Genomic DNA, 18,770 nt, shown 5'->3' on the forward strand with positions numbered 1-18,770 from the left:
ATTGTTTTTCAATTGATGAATTAATCCCCAGAAAACGTCTATTGATTTGGCTATTTCTGTTTTAGCTATTTGGGGGAGAAGCTGATTCAGCTAATTCCCAATTTCTCTTTTAGAGATTTCAAGTAACGGCGACTCACAGGGATATGCTTACCGCTGCGGGTAATAACTTCAGCTGAACCATTATCCATAAGCTGAATTTCCCCTAACTGTTCGGTATTCACCATATATTGTCGATGGCAGCGGATAAACGGAGTTTTTTCTTCCAATGTTTTGAGTGATAACTGGGTATAGCCAGACTGTATTGTCCCGACGACATGCACCCCGCTAAGCTCGGAACTGAGATATTCTACTTCTTCGATTTTCAGTAAAAAAATGCGGTTGTGGCCGGAGCAGGGGATATGCCGCAGCATGGATTCGGTGATTTTATGTAAATTATTATTTACACTGGTGCCGCGTCTTAAGCGAATCAGCGTTTTTGCTAGCCGTTGATGGTCGAGCGGTTTTAGCAGATAGTCAAAGGCGTGCTCTTCAAAAGCACGGATGGCGTATTCATCGTAAGCCGTGACAAAAACGATATGTGGCATACTTTCTGGGTTTAGCATTGAGGCCAGTTCCAGCCCATTAATTCTAGGCATCTGGATGTCGAGAAACAGCACATCAGGTTGCAGGCGCTGGATAGCGGGGATGGCTTCCAATGCGTTACTGCATTCGGCGACGATCTCAATATCTTGTTCTTCACTCAATCTTTCGCGTAAATCTTCGCGCGCGGGTTGTTCATCGTCGACGATGATGACTCTTAACATACAGCCTCCACAAATTTCCCGCATCTTATCATGACCTCAAAGGGAGGTTAGGACCATCTGTAGAAACTGCGACTCACCGCAAAACTCCAACTGAAATGTGCCTGCAAAATTGGTGGTAATTATTTATTTACACATATGGATTGAAAACTTTACACGGCATGGTATTGTGAAGCCCTCAAACGATAAACACGCTTAAACGACATCCGCTAAATAGAGACAGGTAAAGAATATGATCATGCAAAAAGATGCGCTCAATAATGTCCATATCAGTGCTGAACAAATACTGATAACCCCGGAAGAACTGAAAAATCAGTTTCCTTTGAGCGACAATGATCAGTATGCGATTGCCAGCGCACGCAAAACCATTGCTGATATTGTTCAGGGGCGAGACCCTCGCTTATTAGTCGTGTGTGGCCCATGTTCGATCCACGATGTAGATGCTGCTCTGGATTATGCGCGTAATTTGAAAAAACTCTCTGCCGAACTAAGTGATAGCCTGTATATCGTTATGCGCGTCTATTTTGAAAAACCGAGAACCACAGTCGGCTGGAAGGGGCTTATCAATGATCCGGCAATGGATGGGTCATTCGATGTGGAAACTGGGTTACATATTGCTCGTCGATTACTACTCGATTTAGTCGGCATGGGGCTGCCACTGGCAACTGAAGCATTGGATCCTAACAGCCCACAATACTTGGGTGACCTATTCAGCTGGTCAGCTATTGGTGCTCGCACCACAGAATCACAAACTCACCGTGAAATGGCTTCAGGTTTGTCCATGCCGGTCGGGTTCAAAAATGGAACCGATGGCAGCTTAGGTACGGCAATCAATGCAATGCGTGCTGCGGCCATGCCACATCGCTTTATGGGGATTAACCAATCGGGTCAGGTTTGCTTACTGCAAACTCAGGGTAATCCGCACGGCCATGTGATTTTACGTGGCGGTAAAACCCCTAACTACAGCGCCCAAGATGTCGCTCAGTGTGAAAAACAGATGCAGGATGCGGGACTCATCCCATCCTTAATGATAGATTGCAGCCATGGTAATTCGAATAAAGACTACCGCCGCCAGGTTGCCGTCGCTGAATCTGTGGTTGAACAGATCAAGGCTGGCAATCGCTCTATCACGGGTGTAATGCTGGAAAGTAACATCCACGAAGGTAATCAATCATCTGAGCAACCGCGTGCCGATATGCGCTACGGTGTTTCAGTGACCGATGCCTGCATTAACTGGGAAAGCACTGAGACCCTGTTACGTAGCATGCATGAGGAGTTACGTTCAGCGCTGGCGGCCCGGACTGTAGAGGAAAAGTAAGTATGGTGGCTGAACTGACCGCGTTGCGCGATCAAATTGATGAAGTCGATAAAGCACTGTTGGATTTGCTGGCTAAACGCCTGCATTTGGTGGCCGAAGTAGGTGAAGTTAAAAGTCGTTATGGCTTGCCTATTTATGTTCCAGATCGTGAAGCTTTGATGCTGGCCTCACGTCGACAAGAAGCCGAGGCTTTAGGTGTACCGCCGGATTTGATTGAAGACGTACTGCGTCGGATAATGCGAGAGTCTTATACCAGCGAAAATGACAAAGGTTTTAAAACCTTGTGTCCGAACTTGCGCCCTGTGGTCATCATTGGCGGGCAGGGGCAGATGGGGCGCTTATTTACGCGGATGCTGAATCTGTCGGGTTATCAGGTGAAAACGCTGGAACAAGATGAGTGGCCGCAGGCTGAATCTATTCTGGCGGATGCTGGGATGGTAATTGTCAGTGTGCCAATCCATATCACGGAAGAGGTGATTGGTCGGTTGCCTAAATTGCCGTCAGATTGCATTTTGTTGGATCTGGCGTCAGTGAAGAGTAGGCCACTGCAAGCGATGTTGGCCGTTCATGATGGGCCGGTTGTTGGCCTGCATCCCATGTTTGGCCCTGATGTCGGTAGTCTGGCGAAGCAAGTTGTAGTCTACTGCGATGGCCGTGATCCACAAGCCTACCAGTGGTTGCTGGAGCAGTTGCAAGTTTGGGGCGCGAGATTACACCGGACAAGTGCCGTCGAGCATGACCAGAACATGGCATTTATTCAGGCATTGCGTCACTTTGCGACCTTCGCATATGGCTTGCATCTGGCTGAGGAAAATGTGCAATTGGAGCAATTGCTGGCGCTCTCTTCGCCGATTTACCGCCTGGAGCTGGCGATGGTAGGGCGGCTGTTCGCGCAGGACCCGCAGCTTTACGCCGATATTATTATGTCATCAGAAGATAATTTGGCGCTGATTAAGCGTTACTACAAACGTTTCGGCGAGGCGATTACACTGCTGGAGCAGAGTGATAAAAAAGCCTTTGTCCAAAGCTTCCAGAAAGTTGAGCATTGGTTTGGTGATTATGCGGAGCGCTTCTTGGTCGAGAGCCGTTCACTACTGCGTCAGGCCAACGATAACCGCCAGTAATCTGAGTTAGCCATTCGTCTGGCGTGATTAAAAAGTCATCCCAAGCATTGGGATGACTTTTTTGCATTTTAGCTTGGGTTAACTGGCACCACATTTTCGCTAGGGTAGCAGCCTAATACTTTTAATGAGCGGGTAATGGGCGTCAGATTTGCCAATGCCTTTTGCATCGCTTCAGCACGTAAATTCGCCTGCACATCAATATAAAACATCTCCTCCCACGGATTACCATTAATGGGTCGGGATTCGAGCTTCGTCATGATGATACCTTGATCTCTCAGCACTAAGAGTGCTTCAACCAATGCCCCAGACTGCTGGCCTGTAGCCATAATTAAGGTGGTTTTGGCGGGGATCTGTTCAGAGACCTCAATGGCTTTGCGGGCAAGGACGATGAAGCGGGTAATGTTTTGCTGCTGATTGGCCAGATTATGTTCCAGCACCTGTAAATTATACAGTGCACCACCGGCCTCACTGCCTAATGCAGCAGCTGTCGGTGAGTTCATTTGCGCGACTTTTTCCATTGCCGCAGCGGTACTTTCGCAATATTCGATTTTCCAGTGGGGGAAGCGATTAATGAATTGGCTACATTGCTGGAAAGGTTGTGGGTGGCTGTACACCGTTTCAATTCGATTCAGGTCAGTCTCGGTTGCTACCAAGACGCAATGGTCAATCGGATTGGTGATTTCGCCGACAATAGACAAACTGGTGTGTTGCAGCAAATCATACACATCATTAATCGAACCGGAACTGGTATTCTCTATTGGTAACACGGCGTAATCAGCTTGCCCGGTTTCTACCTGAGTAAAGATATCCTGGAATTTCTGGCAACCACACTCAATCAACTGCTCAAAATGACGGGCGGCATATTGGCGAGCGGCAAGGTGTGAATAGGAACCTTTTGGGCCGAGGAAGGCGATGCGGGCAGAGTGTAGCGTGGTTTGATTAAGCTGATGCTGTAACAGCGCCTGCTGCGTCAGTACAGAGTCTTCGATAATCAGTTGGAACAGACGTGTGACATAGAATCCATCAAGGTCATACGGTTTAGCCGCTGCAACTAGCGCTTCCAGCAAGTCACGTTCACGTTCTTTATCGCGAATCGGACGATGATGAAGTTGCTTTGCCTTAGCAACATCCACCGCTAATTCACGCCGCTCTGCCAGTAATGCCAGTAGTTTTAAGTCTAGTGCGCTGATGCGCTCACGTAGCACCAGTAACGGATTATCGCTCATAGGGATCTGCCTTAATTATCATTCTGAATGATTACACCCTAAATAATTCGAGTTGCAGGAGGATGGTCAACGCACATGCAACTTGAAGTATGACGGGTATTTATGCATAAAAAAAAACCTCCCGCTGGGGAGGCTTTATTGTTCGTCTTCGCATTCTTTATCACACGACGAAACGCCTCCCAATCAGGGGAAGGTAAAAAAGAATGCGAAGAAAAACACTTTATTGATCATCGTTACTGTGGCCTTTTTTTTGTACGGATAAAGTTACGGGTAAAAGTCACTCACCCCTAAACTAACCGCGCGCCTGAATTGCTGTCAATAAAAAACGCGCCCGAAAGCGCGTTAGATCCGAAATGAGATGGATTTACCCGGCTATTGCTGCTGCTCGGACTCTTCTTCCTCTACATCTACTGGCTCCAGATTGGTCTCTTTAACACTGCTTGCTGCGCGACGAGCTTCACCTTTGTGTTGAACTTTATTTAATTGACGCTCTAGTTTGGTGATTAGTTCGTTAATTGCAGCATACATATCGTCATGTTTGGCACTGGCAACCAAGGGGCCCATCGGCGTACTAATAGTTGCATCGGCAACAAATCCCTGCGGATCTTTGGACAGTACAATATGTGGGTTTATCAACTGGGCCTGCCATTTATCCAGTTTGGTGAGACGGTCTTCAACATGCTTGCGAATTGCTGGGGTGATATCCATTTGCTTACTGGTAATGTTGACTGTCATATGACTTACCTCTCTGTCTGCTCCGTCTTGGATAACTTCAGCATACCTCGGTTTTTCGTAAAATGGATGATCAAGATCACTTTTTTTTGTCACTTTTTGCAAAGGTCATGGGAACTGTGATTTAACCTCAGGAATAGGGGATGAGGGCTTGAATCATTGATTGTAATGCCGCATTATCGATAAGTTATATTGTCTATGCATAGTTAAAAACAGCGTTATTTTTCTGTCTTAAATGCAATGTCAGTGCAATAGTCTGAAGCCACCAAACTCTTGAGTTTGTGCTCATAAAAGGCAGAATTGAAAACGGCAGCCTAGGCTGCCGTTTGGTATTTTAGTGGTTCAGATAATATCAGGCTGGATTCGCCGCAATTATCTTGGCAACTTTGTCTGCTTGAGCATTCAGTTGCAGCTGTTTGTAAGCATTTTCCATCAATGGCAACGCATCGCGGGTTGCTTTAGTATCAGGATAATCTCTCAACATCTGTTCAACACGGTTAACTACCGCGACGTAGGCGCCTCGTTTAGTGTAATATTGCGCCACGGCCAGTTCATGCTTGGCCAGACGATCTTTCAGGAACATCAGGCGCTTTTGCGCATCCGTTGCATATTGGCTGTTCGGATAGCTTTGAATCAACTGGCTAAAATCGCGGAATGCGGCCTTAGCATGTTGCGGATCGCGATCTGAACGATCAATCCCGAAGAAGCCTTGCAATGCGCTGTCATCCAGAGCCATGTCAGTCAAACCACGCATATATAATACGTAATCGATGTTAGGATGTGTGGGATTAAGGCGCATAAAGCGATCAATTGAGGCTTGTGCCAACGGCAGATCAGCTGATTTATAATAGGCATAAATCAAATCAAGCTGAACCTGTTGGGAGTAAGGCCCGAAAGGATAGCGGTTATCTAACGCTTCTAGTTGCGTAATTGCTCCCTTAAAGTTACCGTCCTGCAGTTTTTGCTGAGCGGTAGCATAGAGCTCAGAAGGCGGGTTATCGGGAACCACGTCCTTGTTACTGGAGCAACCGGTCAGCACCAGGCTCAACGTGGCGGCAGCCACCAGATATTTCATACGCGTCATGACGTTTTGATTATCCTCGAAGTGTTATTCCGGGAGACTGTCCGTTAAGCTCCCGACAAAGATCTAGATACAATAGCACATTATATTAAACGGCATCGCCGTCAAAACCCAACGTTAACGAACAAGAAGCTGCATATGGCACAACAAGTACAACTCAGCGCAACGGTGGCCGAATCACAACTCGGTCAACGGTTAGATCAGGCTTTGGCCGAATTGTTCCCTGATTATTCAAGATCTCGCATAAAAGAGTGGATTTTGGAAGACAGGGTCACAGTCGACGGTAAAACAATTAACAAGCCTAAAGAAAAAGTGTTGGGTGGTGAGCTCGTCACAATTGACGCGCAAATTGAGGAAGATGCTCGCTGGGCGCCTCAAGAAATCCCACTGGATATCGTCTACGAAGATAGCGATATTTTGGTTATTAATAAACCCCGCGGTTTGGTGGTACATCCCGGCGCAGGTAATCCAGATGGTACTGTCCTGAATGCGTTGCTCTATTATTATCCAGAAATCGTTGATGTGCCTCGAGCGGGTATCGTACATCGTCTGGATAAAGATACCACTGGCTTGATGGTGGTCGCGAAAACGGTTCCGGCACAAACTCGTTTGGTCGAAGCACTGCAAGCGCGTGAAATCACACGTGAATATGAAGCCGTCGCTATCGGCAATATGACTGCGGGTGGCCGTGTAGACGAACCGATTTCTCGTCACTCCACCAAACGTACCCATATGGCCGTGCACCCAATGGGCAAACCGGCAACCACTCACTACCGCATTATGGAGCATTTCCGTGCCCATACTCGTCTGCGCCTGCGTTTAGAGACGGGTCGTACGCATCAGATCCGTGTGCATATGTCGCATATTAACCATCCGCTGGTGGGTGATCAGCTTTATGGTGGCCGCCCGCGTCCGCCAAGAGGGGCTTCTGACTCCTTTATCACGATTTTACGCGGTTTTGATCGCCAGGCACTGCATGCAACCATGCTGCGTTTGTATCACCCCATCAGTGGCATTCAAATGGAATGGCATGCAGCATTACCAGAAGATATGGTTGAGCTCATTAATGCGCTGAAGGCCGATACTCTGGAATTCAAAGACCAGATGGATTGGTAATGAGCAAGCTGATACTCCCCGACTGGCCGATACCTGCTGGTGTCAAGGCATGCAGCACGACTCGTCATGGCGGTATCAGCGTCTCGCCTTATGATTCATTAAACCTTGGCACTCATGTGGGCGATATCACTGCCAGTGTAGTCGCCAATCGCCAACGTTTGGTGGAACAGGCGGGCTTACCGCAAATACCTATCTGGCTAGATCAGGTACACGGTACTCGTGTCTTGCATCTGGAGGGCAAGGCAATCTCTGATGTGCGGGCCGATGCGGTCTATAGCCGTGTCGCCGGGCAAGTTTGTGCAGTGATGACTGCCGATTGTCTACCCGTGCTGTTTTGCTCATTAGCAGGTGATGAAGTTGCCGCCGCCCATGCGGGTTGGCGTGGCCTATGTGCTGGCGTCCTTGAACAGACTCTGGCGCAGTTCAAGGCGGCCCCCTCCTCTATTATGGCCTGGTTAGGCCCGGCGATTGGCCCACAACAGTTCGAAGTGGGAGAAGATGTCAAACAGGCGTTTAGCGCCCTTGATGTTCAATCCACGACTGCCTTTACCCCCTCCGGCTCCAAATATCTTGCGGATATCTATTTATTGGCTCGCTTGCGGCTACAGGCTGCGGGTATTCATGCTATTTATGGCGGCGATCGCTGTACTGTGAGTGAAAAACAGCAATTTTTCTCTTATCGGCGCGATGGGATCACTGGACGTATGGCAAGTTTAGTCTGGCTGATATAACCTATTGAATTAGGACGATCCGCTGACGCATAACGTATTACTTTAAATATAGTGTCAAAATAACCTTGAAAATTTGAGGGATGACCTCATCTAATCTCCAGTAGCAATTTTGACCAATATTGGAGGTGTTATGCGTCTGGATCGTCTTACCAGTAAATTCCAGCTTGCCCTCGCCGATGCCCAGTCTTTAGCACTTGGGCGCGACAATCAATTCATTGAACCAATACATTTGATGAGCGCACTGCTCAATCAGGATGGGGGAACGGTTCGCCCATTGTTGACCTCGGCGGGTATTAATGTCGCCACTTTGCGTAGCGAGATTGAGCAAGCGTTAGGTCGTCTTCCACAAGTTGAGGGCACCGGCGGTGATGTTCAACCATCAAATGAGCTGGTCCGGGTACTCAATCTTTGTGACAAATTAGCGCAAAAGCGCTCAGATAAATTTATCTCTTCAGAGCTGTTCGTTCTGGCAGCGCTTGAGGATCGCGGCACCTTAACTGACATGTTAAAGGCCGCGGGTGCAACAACTGACAATATAGATAAGGCAATTGAAAATATGCGTGGTGGTGACAAAGTCGATGACCAAGGGGCTGAAGACCAGCGCCAGGCATTGAAAAAATTCACTATCGACCTGACTGAGCGCGCGGAGCAAGGCAAGCTCGACCCGGTCATTGGCCGTGATGAAGAGATTCGCCGTACTATTCAGGTGTTACAGCGCCGTACCAAAAATAATCCGGTGCTAATTGGTGAGCCTGGTGTCGGTAAAACGGCCATTGTGGAAGGTTTGGCGCAACGTATCGTGAATGGCGAAGTGCCTGAAGGCTTGAAACATAAACGTGTGCTCTCATTAGATATGGGCGCACTGATTGCGGGTGCTAAATATCGTGGTGAGTTTGAAGAGCGCTTGAAAGGCGTATTGAACGATTTATCAAAACAAGAAGGCAGTGTGATCTTGTTCATTGATGAATTGCATACCATGGTCGGTGCCGGTAAAGGCGACGGGGCAATGGATGCCGGTAATATGCTGAAACCTGCATTAGCGCGTGGTGAATTGCATTGCGTGGGTGCAACAACACTTGATGAGTATCGTCAGTATATAGAGAAGGATGCGGCGCTGGAGCGGCGCTTCCAGAAAGTTTACGTTGCAGAGCCGAGCGTAGAAGACACCATTGCCATTTTGCGTGGGTTGAAAGAGCGCTACGAGCTGCATCACCATGTGCAGATAACTGATCCGGCCATTGTTGCAGCGGCAACACTGTCGCACCGCTATATTGCGGATCGTCAATTACCGGATAAGGCCATCGACCTTATCGATGAAGCGGGTTCCAGCATTCGTATGCAGATGGATTCAAAACCAGAATCTTTGGACAGATTGGAACGCCGGATTATCCAGTTGAAGTTGGAGCAACAGGCGCTGAAGAAAGAGTCTGATGATGCCAGTAAAAAACGGCTGGAGATGCTCAATACCGAATTAGAGCAGAAAGAGCGTGAATACTCTGAGCTGGAAGAGGAGTGGAAAGCTGAAAAAGCCTCGCTCACCGGGACTCAGAATATTAAAACTGAGCTGGAACAAGCCAAGATCACCTTAGAGCAGGCGCGTCGTGTGGGTGACTTAGCGCGAATGTCAGAACTCCAGTACGGTAAAATTCCTGAGCTGGAAAAACAGCTGGCAGCGGCAACTGCGCTGGAAGGGAAAACCATGAAGCTGCTGCGTAACCGCGTCACTGAGGTAGAGATTGCGGATGTGCTGGCTCGCTGGACTGGTATCCCGGTAGCTCGCATGTTGGAAAGTGAGCGAGATAAGCTGCTGCGCATGGAACAAGATCTCCATAAGCGGGTAATAGGGCAGGATGAAGCGGTTGAAGCAGTATCCAATGCTATCCGTCGTAGTCGCGCTGGGTTGTCAGATCCAAACCGCCCAATTGGCTCCTTCTTATTCTTAGGGCCAACCGGGGTGGGTAAAACCGAACTGTGTAAAGCGCTGGCAACCTTCTTGTTCGACAGCGACGATGCCATGGTGCGTATTGATATGTCCGAGTTTATGGAAAAACACTCCGTATCTCGGTTGGTGGGTGCGCCTCCGGGCTACGTTGGCTATGAAGAAGGTGGCTACCTGACGGAAGCTGTACGCCGTCGCCCTTATTCTGTGATTCTGCTGGATGAGGTGGAAAAAGCGCATCCGGATGTCTTCAACATACTCTTGCAGGTGTTGGATGATGGGCGCTTGACTGACGGGCAGGGTAGAACGGTCGATTTCCGTAACACTGTCGTCATTATGACCTCTAACCTGGGTTCAGATCTGATTCAGGAGCGTTTCGGTGAAAGAAGTTATGCCGAAATGAAAAATATGGTGATGGAAGTTGTTAGCCATCACTTCCGCCCTGAATTCATTAACCGTATAGATGAGGTTGTGGTCTTCCATCCATTGGGTCGGGCGCACTTGGCTTCAATTGCCAGCATCCAACTGGAGCGGTTGTACAAACGTCTGGAAGAGCGTGGCTACCAAGTCACAATTACTCAGCCTGCGTTGGAGTTCTTGGGCGAAGCTGGTTTCGACCCTGTCTATGGCGCACGTCCATTGAAACGTGCTATCCAGCAGGAGATCGAGAACCCACTGTCACAACAGATACTTTCCGGCAAATTAATACCGGGAGTACCTGTGACTCTGGATGTAGAAAATGGGCATATCGTTGCCAAACAGTAATAGCTAATCCTTTGAGGGGGCGAGAAATCGCCCCCTTTTGTTTCCTTTTTCACCGTATTTGGTATTTTTGCCGCATTAATGAGCGGTTGAAAAGTTTTTTCAAATTAGGGGTTGCAGCCTGTCAGGAACTCCCTATAATGCGCCTCCACTGACCGGGAACAACGAAACAAACTTCGCCGGGTCAGGAAGAGAAAAGAACGCGTTTGAGTTCGAAAGAAATCAAATAACACCTTGACTCTTCAGCGGGAAAGCGTATTATCTGCCTCCCGCGTTACCGTAAGATTCGCTGAAAGGCCAACGGGTAACGAACGCTCTTTAACAATTTATCAGACAATCTGTGTGGGCACTCGCAAGACGATATCGAAGCCTGTTTCGGCAGGCAGAAGCAATATCAAAGTCTTGAAGAGTGACCAAAGCAGTACACATTTGAACTTCGGTTCGAATGCATATTTGCAGAAAGTAATCTTTGAGCATCGCTACTTCGGTAGCAAATCAAACAAATCTTAAATTGAAGAGTTTGATCATGGCTCAGATTGAACGCTGGCGGCAGGCCTAACACATGCAAGTCGAGCGGCAGCGGGAAGTAGTTTACTACTTTGCCGGCGAGCGGCGGACGGGTGAGTAATGTCTGGGGATCTGCCTGATGGAGGGGGATAACTACTGGAAACGGTAGCTAATACCGCATAACCTCGTAAGAGCAAAGTGGGGGACCTTCGGGCCTCACGCCATCGGATGAACCCAGATGGGATTAGCTAGTAGGTGGGGTAATGGCTCACCTAGGCGACGATCCCTAGCTGGTCTGAGAGGATGACCAGCCACACTGGAACTGAGACACGGTCCAGACTCCTACGGGAGGCAGCAGTGGGGAATATTGCACAATGGGCGCAAGCCTGATGCAGCCATGCCGCGTGTGTGAAGAAGGCCTTCGGGTTGTAAAGCACTTTCAGCGAGGAGGAAGGCAGTCGTGTTAATAGCACGATTGATTGACGTTACTCGCAGAAGAAGCACCGGCTAACTCCGTGCCAGCAGCCGCGGTAATACGGAGGGTGCAAGCGTTAATCGGAATTACTGGGCGTAAAGCGCACGCAGGCGGTTTGTTAAGTCAGATGTGAAATCCCCGCGCTTAACGTGGGAACTGCATTTGAAACTGGCAAGCTAGAGTCTTGTAGAGGGGGGTAGAATTCCAGGTGTAGCGGTGAAATGCGTAGAGATCTGGAGGAATACCGGTGGCGAAGGCGGCCCCCTGGACAAAGACTGACGCTCAGGTGCGAAAGCGTGGGGAGCAAACAGGATTAGATACCCTGGTAGTCCACGCTGTAAACGATGTCGACTTGGAGGTTGTGCCCTTGAGGCGTGGCTTCCGGAGCTAACGCGTTAAGTCGACCGCCTGGGGAGTACGGCCGCAAGGTTAAAACTCAAATGAATTGACGGGGGCCCGCACAAGCGGTGGAGCATGTGGTTTAATTCGATGCAACGCGAAGAACCTTACCTACTCTTGACATCCACGGAATTTAGCAGAGATGCTTTAGTGCCTTCGGGAACCGTGAGACAGGTGCTGCATGGCTGTCGTCAGCTCGTGTTGTGAAATGTTGGGTTAAGTCCCGCAACGAGCGCAACCCTTATCCTTTGTTGCCAGCACGTAATGGTGGGAACTCAAGGGAGACTGCCGGTGACAAACCGGAGGAAGGTGGGGATGACGTCAAGTCATCATGGCCCTTACGAGTAGGGCTACACACGTGCTACAATGGCAGATACAAAGTGAAGCGAACTCGCGAGAGCAAGCGGACCACATAAAGTCTGTCGTAGTCCGGATTGGAGTCTGCAACTCGACTCCATGAAGTCGGAATCGCTAGTAATCGTAGATCAGAATGCTACGGTGAATACGTTCCCGGGCCTTGTACACACCGCCCGTCACACCATGGGAGTGGGTTGCAAAAGAAGTAGGTAGCTTAACCTTCGGGAGGGCGCTTACCACTTTGTGATTCATGACTGGGGTGAAGTCGTAACAAGGTAACCGTAGGGGAACCTGCGGTTGGATCACCTCCTTACCTCACGATACGCATTGCGCAGTGTCCACACAGATTGTCTGATAGAAAGTAACGAGCAAATAAGGCCGGGCTGAGAGATTAGCCGGGCTTTAGTACCTTGTTGGGTCTGTAGCTCAGGTGGTTAGAGCGCACCCCTGATAAGGGTGAGGTCGGTGGTTCAAGTCCACTCAGACCCACCAACTCACCATTCCCTGTTGAGTTGCAGCAATAAGGTGATTTGCTTTTTATATGGGGCTATAGCTCAGCTGGGAGAGCGCCTGCCTTGCACGCAGGAGGTCAGCGGTTCGATCCCGCTTAGCTCCACCATATAAAAAACTATTTCAAAACGTACTGCGGTCGCAAGACACAGTGTGTTGTGAAATATTGCTCTTTAACAATCTGGAACAAGCTGAAAATTGAAACAATACAGCTGAAACTTATCTCTCCGTAGATGTACTGAGATAAGGAGTAGCCTGTATTAGAGTCTCTCAAATAATCGCAACGCAAAGGGTCTGCAAAGACACCTTCGGGTTGTGAGGTTAAGCGACTAAGCGTACACGGTGGATGCCTAGGCAGTCAGAGGCGATGAAGGGCGTGCTAATCTGCGAAAAGCGTCGGTAAGCTGATATGAAGCGTTACAACCGACGATACCCGAATGGGGAAACCCAGTGCAATTCGTTGCACTATTGCATGGTGAATACATAGCCATGCAAGGCGAACCGGGGGAACTGAAACATCTAAGTACCCCGAGGAAAAGAAATCAACCGAGATTCCCCCAGTAGCGGCGAGCGAACGGGGAAGAGCCCAGAGTCTGAATCAGTTTATGTGTTAGTGGAAGCGTCTGGAAAGTCGCACGGTACAGGGTGATAGTCCCGTACACAAAAATGCATATTCTGTGAACTCGATGAGTAGGGCGGGACACGTGACATCCTGTCTGAATATGGGGGGACCATCCTCCAAGGCTAAATACTCCTGACTGACCGATAGTGAACCAGTACCGTGAGGGAAAGGCGAAAAGAACCCCGGCGAGGGGAGTGAAATAGAACCTGAAACCGTGTACGTACAAGCAGTGGGAGCACCTTCGTGGTGTGACTGCGTACCTTTTGTATAATGGGTCAGCGACTTATATTTTGTAGCAAGGTTAACCGAATAGGGGAGCCGTAGGGAAACCGAGTCTTAACTGGGCGTCTAGTTGCAAGGTATAGACCCGAAACCCGGTGATCTAGCCATGGGCAGGTTGAAGGTTGGGTAACACTAACTGGAGGACCGAACCGACTAATGTTGAAAAATTAGCGGATGACTTGTGGCTGGGGGTGAAAGGCCAATCAAACCGGGAGATAGCTGGTTCTCCCCGAAAGCTATTTAGGTAGCGCCTCGTGAACTCATCTTCGGGGGTAGAGCACTGTTTCGGCTAGGGGGTCATCCCGACTTACCAAACCGATGCAAACTCCGAATACCGAAGAATGTTATCACGGGAGACACACGGCGGGTGCTAACGTCCGTCGTGAAGAGGGAAACAACCCAGACCGCCAGCTAAGGTCCCAAAGTCATGGTTAAGTGGGAAACGATGTGGGAAGGCACAGACAGCCAGGATGTTGGCTTAGAAGCAGCCATCATTTAAAGAAAGCGTAATAGCTCACTGGTCGAGTCGGCCTGCGCGGAAGATGTAACGGGGCTAAACCATGCACCGAAGCTGCGGCAGCGAACGTATCACCCAAGACAATTTGATGATGTGGATAATGATTGACGGAGCACAGCGACGTCAATGCGTCCAATAAAGTCGAGTTGGCTTAGGGATACGTTCGTTGGGTAGGGGAGCGTTCTGTAAGCCGTTGAAGGTGACCTGTGAGGGTTGCTGGAGGTATCAGAAGTGCGAATGCTGACATAAGTAACGATAATGCGGGTGAAAAACCCGCACGCCGGAAGACCAAGGGTTCCTGTCCAACGTTAATCGGGGCAGGGTGAGTCGACCCCTAAGGCGAGGCTGAAAAGCGTAGTCGATGGGAAACAGGTTAATATTCCTGTACTTGGTGTTACTGCGAAGGGGGGACGGAGAAGGCTAGGCTAGCCGGGCGACGGTTGTCCCGGTTTAAGCATGTAGGCGGAGTGACCAGGTAAATCCGGTTGCTTATCAACGCTGAGGTGTGATGACGAGCCACTACGGTGGTGAAGTAGTTGATGCCAAGCTTCCAGGAAAAGCCTCTAAGCATCAGGTAACATTAAATCGTACCCCAAACCGACACAGGTGGTCAGGTAGAGAATACTCAGGCGCTTGAGAGAACTCGGGTGAAGGAACTAGGCAAAATGGTGCCGTAACTTCGGGAGAAGGCACGCTGGCGGTAGGTGAAGAGACTTGCTCTCGGAGCTGAAGCCAGTCGCAGATACCAGCTGGCTGCAACTGTTTAATAAAAACACAGCACTGTGCAAACACGAAAGTGGACGTATACGGTGTGACGCCTGCCCGGTGCTGGAAGGTTAATTGATGGGGTCAGCCGCAAGGCGAAGCTCTTGATCGAAGCCCCAGTAAACGGCGGCCGTAACTATAACGGTCCTAAGGTAGCGAAATTCCTTGTCGGGTAAGTTCCGACCTGCACGAATGGCGTAATGATGGCCAGGCTGTCTCCACCCGAGACTCAGTGAAATTGAACTCGCTGTGAAGATGCAGTGTACCCGCGGCAAGACGGAAAGACCCCGTGAACCTTTACTATAGCTTGACACTGAACATTGAGCCTTGATGTGTAGGATAGGTGGGAGGCATTGAAGTGTGGACGCCAGTCTGCATGGAGCCAACCTTGAAATACCACCCTTTAATGTTTGATGTTCTAACTCGGCCCCGTAATCCGGGGTGAGGACAGTGTCTGGTGGGTAGTTTGACTGGGGCGGTCTCCTCCCAAAGAGTAACGGAGGAGCACGAAGGTTAGCTAATCACGGTCGGACATCGTGAGGTTAGTGCAAAGGCATAAGCTAGCTTGACTGCGAGAGTGACGGCTCGAGCAGGTACGAAAGTAGGTCTTAGTGATCCGGTGGTTCTGAATGGAAGGGCCATCGCTCAACGGATAAAAGGTACTCCGGGGATAACAGGCTGATACCGCCCAAGAGTTCATATCGACGGCGGTGTTTGGCACCTCGATGTCGGCTCATCACATCCTGGGGCTGAAGTAGGTCCCAAGGGTATGGCTGTTCGCCATTTAAAGTGGTACGCGAGCTGGGTTTAGAACGTCGTGAGACAGTTCGGTCCCTATCTGCCGTGGGCGTTGGAAGATTGAGAGGGGCTGCTCCTAGTACGAGAGGACCGGAGTGGACGAATCACTGGTGTTCGGGTTGTCATGCCAATGGCATTGCCCGGTAGCTAAATTCGGAAGAGATAACCGCTGAAAGCATCTAAGCGGGAAACTTGCCTCGAGATGAGTCTTCCCTGGGGCTTTAAGCCCCCTGAAGGAACGTTAAAGACTATGACGTTGATAGGCTGGGTGTGTAAGTGCAGCGATGCATTGAGCTAACCAGTACTAATGATCCGTGAGGCTTAACCTTACAACACCAAAGGTGTTTTGGTGGTTTGAGAGAGAGATTTTCAGCGAAGTTCCGAGATTGGACTGACTGGCTGCACGATATATTATTGTGAAGCGGGTGAGTTAAAACAGAATTTGCCTGGCGGCCATAGCGCGGTGGTCCCACCTGATCCCATGCCGAACTCAGAAGTGAAACGCCGTAGCGCCGATGGTAGTGTGGGGTCTCCCCATGCGAGAGTAGGACACTGCCAGGCATCAAACACGAGTTATCAGAGTGACATCTGGTAATTGACAAAATCGCCAGAAGCGGTTTTGCACAGCGCGGAGCGCTGGCCCTGTAAGGGGTAAGTATCGGGAAGATACACGTAAAAGAATCGGTGGAGCGGTAGTTCAGTTGGTTAGAATACCTGCCTGTCACGCAGGGGGTCGCGGGTTCGAGCCCCGTCCGTTCCGCCACTTATTGCAAAACCCCTGAATCAATGATTCAGGGGTTTTTTGCATTATATAAATGGAAAAATAATCATCTTTTATCATTGCCATCGAATAAATTAAAAGTGACCATTCACTCAACCACTCATTCAATCATCCATAAGCTCATCTAAATCAGTAACTAACAACTTATTACTCAGATCCTCCCGGATTTTCTATGCTCACTGAACTGTAAGCTGTCGTATACCAGCCGCTGAAAAAGAACTGTGTTTTTGGAACGGTGGAAGGGATCGTTCTTGTGGATATCTGATCTTCAACCGCATCAGTGGTTTTGGATATCAGTGAGGATAATTGATTAGTTTTATACTCTTGTATCAAGTTCTGGCTGGGGCAGGAAGGTTCTGAGTGAATTACATAAGGGGAAATTTCTGTTACAACAATGGGTTGCTAAATTTCTGTTGAAAACGAAAGTGAAAGGGGCTTAACAAGATTGATACCGCTGAGTGTCACGCCCCTAAAAAAACACCCTGCCAGCTTATTGCTCACAGGGGGCCATCTCATCAACTCGACATATAAGCCAAGTTTTATATTTCAGATTTAGAGTATGCGGCTAATTAGGCGGTCGATACGAATTCTACGTAAACGGCGGATCAGTTTGCGTACTTTGACGGGATACTGCTGAATATTCTCTAACTCAAGGTAGTGTGAGACCACTTTGGTATGGGTACGAATGCAATCTAACTCTTTAGTACGTTGCTCATGCATCTCATGCTTAGGATCGTGGATCAAAATGGCATTTTCCAGATCTAAACGCCATGCACGTGGATTCAGATTATTACCGGTAATCAATTGCCAGTTATTATCGACCCACATCCCTTTTAGATGATAGGTATTGTCGCCATCTTTCCACAAACGAACAATGAGTTGTCCGTTATCAACAAAGCGCTGTAAGCGACTGAGAAAACGGCGCAAGTTAATTTCATATAAGTAGGGTAATGCGCCGATAATTTTAAACGGTTGATCTTCTGGGATATAAAAGTCATTTGCCGTTTTGTCGCCGACAATAATCTCGACTTGTTTACCTTCCCGCAGCAAATAGATGATGTTACGAACTAACAGTGCGGGCAAATTAAAGTATGGCGTACAAATCGTCAGGCGTTCATCAGCGGAAGCCATTAGATGATGAATCGTTTTGTTTAGCTGACTTTTTTTGCCTAATCCAACCAGCGGTGTGACTGCCAATTCATCGTTACCAGCTTGCGCTGGAAATTGATATCCGATATCGCGCAGTGATGAGCGGAACTGTCGTGTTTCATTTTTGATTTCAGGATTAGTTGGCCTATCTGTACGATCAAGGCGTTGAACGGCACCGGCACTCAGTACCCGCTGTTTCACGTAATCAACCATGATATCGGCTAGTGATGAATTGGTGATGAGCTGATAGCGATCATAACGATATTTATCGTTTTGATGGAGATAGACATCATTGATGCTAGCACCACTGTAAATCACGGTGTCATCAATGATAAAACCTTTCAGATGCAGTACGCCAAGGGCTTCGCGGGTATTGACCGGAACACCATAAATTGGCACGCAGACATTGGGATGCTGTGCGGCCATTTCACAATACCAATCAGCATTAGTATTGACTGCGGCGGCCCCGATACGACCACGTTGAGCGCGGTGCCAGTCTACCAGCACACAGATTTCCAGCTCTGGACGCTGCTGTTTGGCTTGATAGAGGGCGTTCATCACGTCACGGCCCGCATCATCCTGCTCAAGGTAAAGTGCCACCAGATAGATACGTTTGGTCGCCTGACCTATCAATTCCAAGAGAGTGGAGCGGAAAACCTTGGGGCAATAAAGCGTTTGGACATCATCAACTGGCTGGGGGAGTTTGGGCAGTTGTGCAAGGTGTTGTTGATGTTTACTACGTTTGAATTTTGACAACATCACAGTGCGCTTCTTCTCTT

Annotated in this window: 10 protein-coding genes, 3 tRNA genes, 3 rRNA genes and 1 other annotated feature; of the genes, 11 read left to right on the forward strand and 5 right to left on the reverse strand. The window is 49.0% G+C overall.

The window, feature by feature from the left end; translation table 11 throughout:
• Positions 1-86 precede the first annotated feature (86 nt).
• A complete protein-coding gene (gene btsR / locus HRK25_RS10685; protein WP_005278415.1) occupies positions 87-803 on the reverse strand; it encodes a two-component system response regulator BtsR in 717 nt (238 codons plus the stop codon).
• A 235-nt stretch (positions 804-1,038) separates the two neighbouring features.
• Here btsR and HRK25_RS10690 point away from each other — a divergent pair, with 235 nt between their 5' ends.
• Together HRK25_RS10690 and tyrA are read left to right on the forward strand one after the other, a co-directional pair.
• Positions 1,039-2,118 carry a 3-deoxy-7-phosphoheptulonate synthase gene (locus tag HRK25_RS10690; protein ID WP_032898737.1) on the forward strand — a complete coding sequence of 360 codons (1,080 nt, stop codon included), beginning with the start codon at positions 1,039-1,041 and terminating at the stop codon, positions 2,116-2,118.
• 2 nt (positions 2,119-2,120) lie between these two features.
• A complete protein-coding gene (gene tyrA / locus HRK25_RS10695) occupies positions 2,121-3,242 on the forward strand; it encodes a bifunctional chorismate mutase/prephenate dehydrogenase (RefSeq protein ID WP_005278399.1) in 1,122 nt (373 codons plus the stop codon).
• A gap of 68 nt (positions 3,243-3,310) precedes the next feature.
• Here the strand turns inward: tyrA and pheA are convergent, their stop codons facing one another.
• The 3 genes from pheA to bamD form a co-directional block, all read right to left on the reverse strand.
• Positions 3,311-4,468, reverse strand: coding sequence for a bifunctional chorismate mutase/prephenate dehydratase (gene pheA, locus HRK25_RS10700; protein ID WP_005278396.1), 1,158 nt, complete (start codon positions 4,466-4,468; stop codon positions 3,311-3,313).
• A gap of 107 nt (positions 4,469-4,575) precedes the next feature.
• Positions 4,576-4,700 (reverse strand) — a sequence feature (Phe leader region).
• 140 nt (positions 4,701-4,840) lie between these two features.
• Complete coding sequence (gene raiA / locus HRK25_RS10705; RefSeq protein ID WP_005278381.1) at positions 4,841-5,203, reverse strand: ribosome-associated translation inhibitor RaiA; 363 nt, start codon at positions 5,201-5,203, stop codon at positions 4,841-4,843.
• A 349-nt stretch (positions 5,204-5,552) separates the two neighbouring features.
• Positions 5,553-6,284 carry an outer membrane protein assembly factor BamD gene (gene bamD, locus HRK25_RS10710; RefSeq protein ID WP_032815376.1) on the reverse strand — a complete coding sequence of 244 codons (732 nt, stop codon included), beginning with the start codon at positions 6,282-6,284 and terminating at the stop codon, positions 5,553-5,555.
• 135 nt (positions 6,285-6,419) lie between these two features.
• Between bamD and rluD the strand changes: the two genes are divergently transcribed.
• From rluD to HRK25_RS10755, 9 genes are all read left to right on the forward strand, one after another.
• A complete protein-coding gene (gene rluD / locus HRK25_RS10715) occupies positions 6,420-7,397 on the forward strand; it encodes a 23S rRNA pseudouridine(1911/1915/1917) synthase RluD (RefSeq protein WP_005278378.1) in 978 nt (325 codons plus the stop codon).
• Positions 7,397-8,128: a purine nucleoside phosphorylase YfiH gene (gene yfiH / locus HRK25_RS10720; RefSeq protein ID WP_032898729.1), complete on the forward strand. Its 732-nt coding sequence runs from the start codon at positions 7,397-7,399 to the stop codon at positions 8,126-8,128. The genes rluD and yfiH overlap by 1 nt, the downstream gene beginning before the upstream one ends.
• A 130-nt stretch (positions 8,129-8,258) precedes the next feature.
• On the forward strand, positions 8,259-10,832 hold the full coding sequence (clpB, locus tag HRK25_RS10725; RefSeq protein ID WP_005278374.1) for an ATP-dependent chaperone ClpB: 2,574 nt from the start codon (positions 8,259-8,261) through the stop codon (positions 10,830-10,832).
• Positions 10,833-11,337: 505 nt separating this feature from the next.
• Positions 11,338-12,880, forward strand: a 16S ribosomal RNA gene (locus HRK25_RS10730).
• A 102-nt stretch (positions 12,881-12,982) separates the two neighbouring features.
• Positions 12,983-13,059 (forward strand) — tRNA-Ile (locus tag HRK25_RS10735).
• Positions 13,060-13,110: 51 nt separating this feature from the next.
• A tRNA-Ala gene (locus tag HRK25_RS10740) sits at positions 13,111-13,186 on the forward strand.
• Between the two features lie 210 nt (positions 13,187-13,396).
• Positions 13,397-16,390: ribosomal RNA gene (locus HRK25_RS10745) — 23S ribosomal RNA — on the forward strand.
• A 116-nt stretch (positions 16,391-16,506) separates the two neighbouring features.
• Positions 16,507-16,622, forward strand: a 5S ribosomal RNA gene (gene rrf, locus HRK25_RS10750).
• Together the 16S, 23S and 5S rRNA genes with 3 tRNA genes alongside form the textbook arrangement of a ribosomal RNA operon.
• 125 nt (positions 16,623-16,747) lie before the next feature.
• Positions 16,748-16,824 (forward strand) — tRNA-Asp (locus tag HRK25_RS10755).
• A 570-nt stretch (positions 16,825-17,394) separates the two neighbouring features.
• Here HRK25_RS10755 and pssA read toward each other — a convergent pair.
• Entirely contained in the window at positions 17,395-18,747 is a 1,353-nt protein-coding gene (gene pssA, locus HRK25_RS10760; RefSeq protein WP_420864419.1) for a CDP-diacylglycerol--serine O-phosphatidyltransferase, read from the reverse strand.
• Positions 18,748-18,770 lie beyond the last annotated feature (23 nt).

The sequence above is a fragment of the Yersinia bercovieri ATCC 43970 genome (assembly GCF_013282745.1).
Lineage (GTDB): Bacteria > Pseudomonadota > Gammaproteobacteria > Enterobacterales > Enterobacteriaceae > Yersinia > Yersinia bercovieri.

Bases quoted from the DNA above. Each gene is read 5' to 3' on its own strand.
- btsR (WP_005278415.1), bottom strand. From the start codon at position 803: ATGTTAAGAGTCATCATCGTCGACGATGAACAACCCGCGCGCGAAGAT.
- HRK25_RS10690 (WP_032898737.1), top strand. From the start codon at position 1,039: ATGCAAAAAGATGCGCTCAATAATGTCCATATCAGTGCTGAACAAATA.
- tyrA (WP_005278399.1), top strand. From the start codon at position 2,121: ATGGTGGCTGAACTGACCGCGTTGCGCGATCAAATTGATGAAGTCGAT.
- pheA (WP_005278396.1), bottom strand. From the start codon at position 4,468: ATGAGCGATAATCCGTTACTGGTGCTACGTGAGCGCATCAGCGCACTA.
- raiA (WP_005278381.1), bottom strand. From the start codon at position 5,203: ATGACAGTCAACATTACCAGTAAGCAAATGGATATCACCCCAGCAATT.
- bamD (WP_032815376.1), bottom strand. From the start codon at position 6,284: ATGACGCGTATGAAATATCTGGTGGCTGCCGCCACGTTGAGCCTGGTG.
- rluD (WP_005278378.1), top strand. From the start codon at position 6,420: ATGGCACAACAAGTACAACTCAGCGCAACGGTGGCCGAATCACAACTC.
- yfiH (WP_032898729.1), top strand. From the start codon at position 7,397: ATGAGCAAGCTGATACTCCCCGACTGGCCGATACCTGCTGGTGTCAAG.
- clpB (WP_005278374.1), top strand. From the start codon at position 8,259: ATGCGTCTGGATCGTCTTACCAGTAAATTCCAGCTTGCCCTCGCCGAT.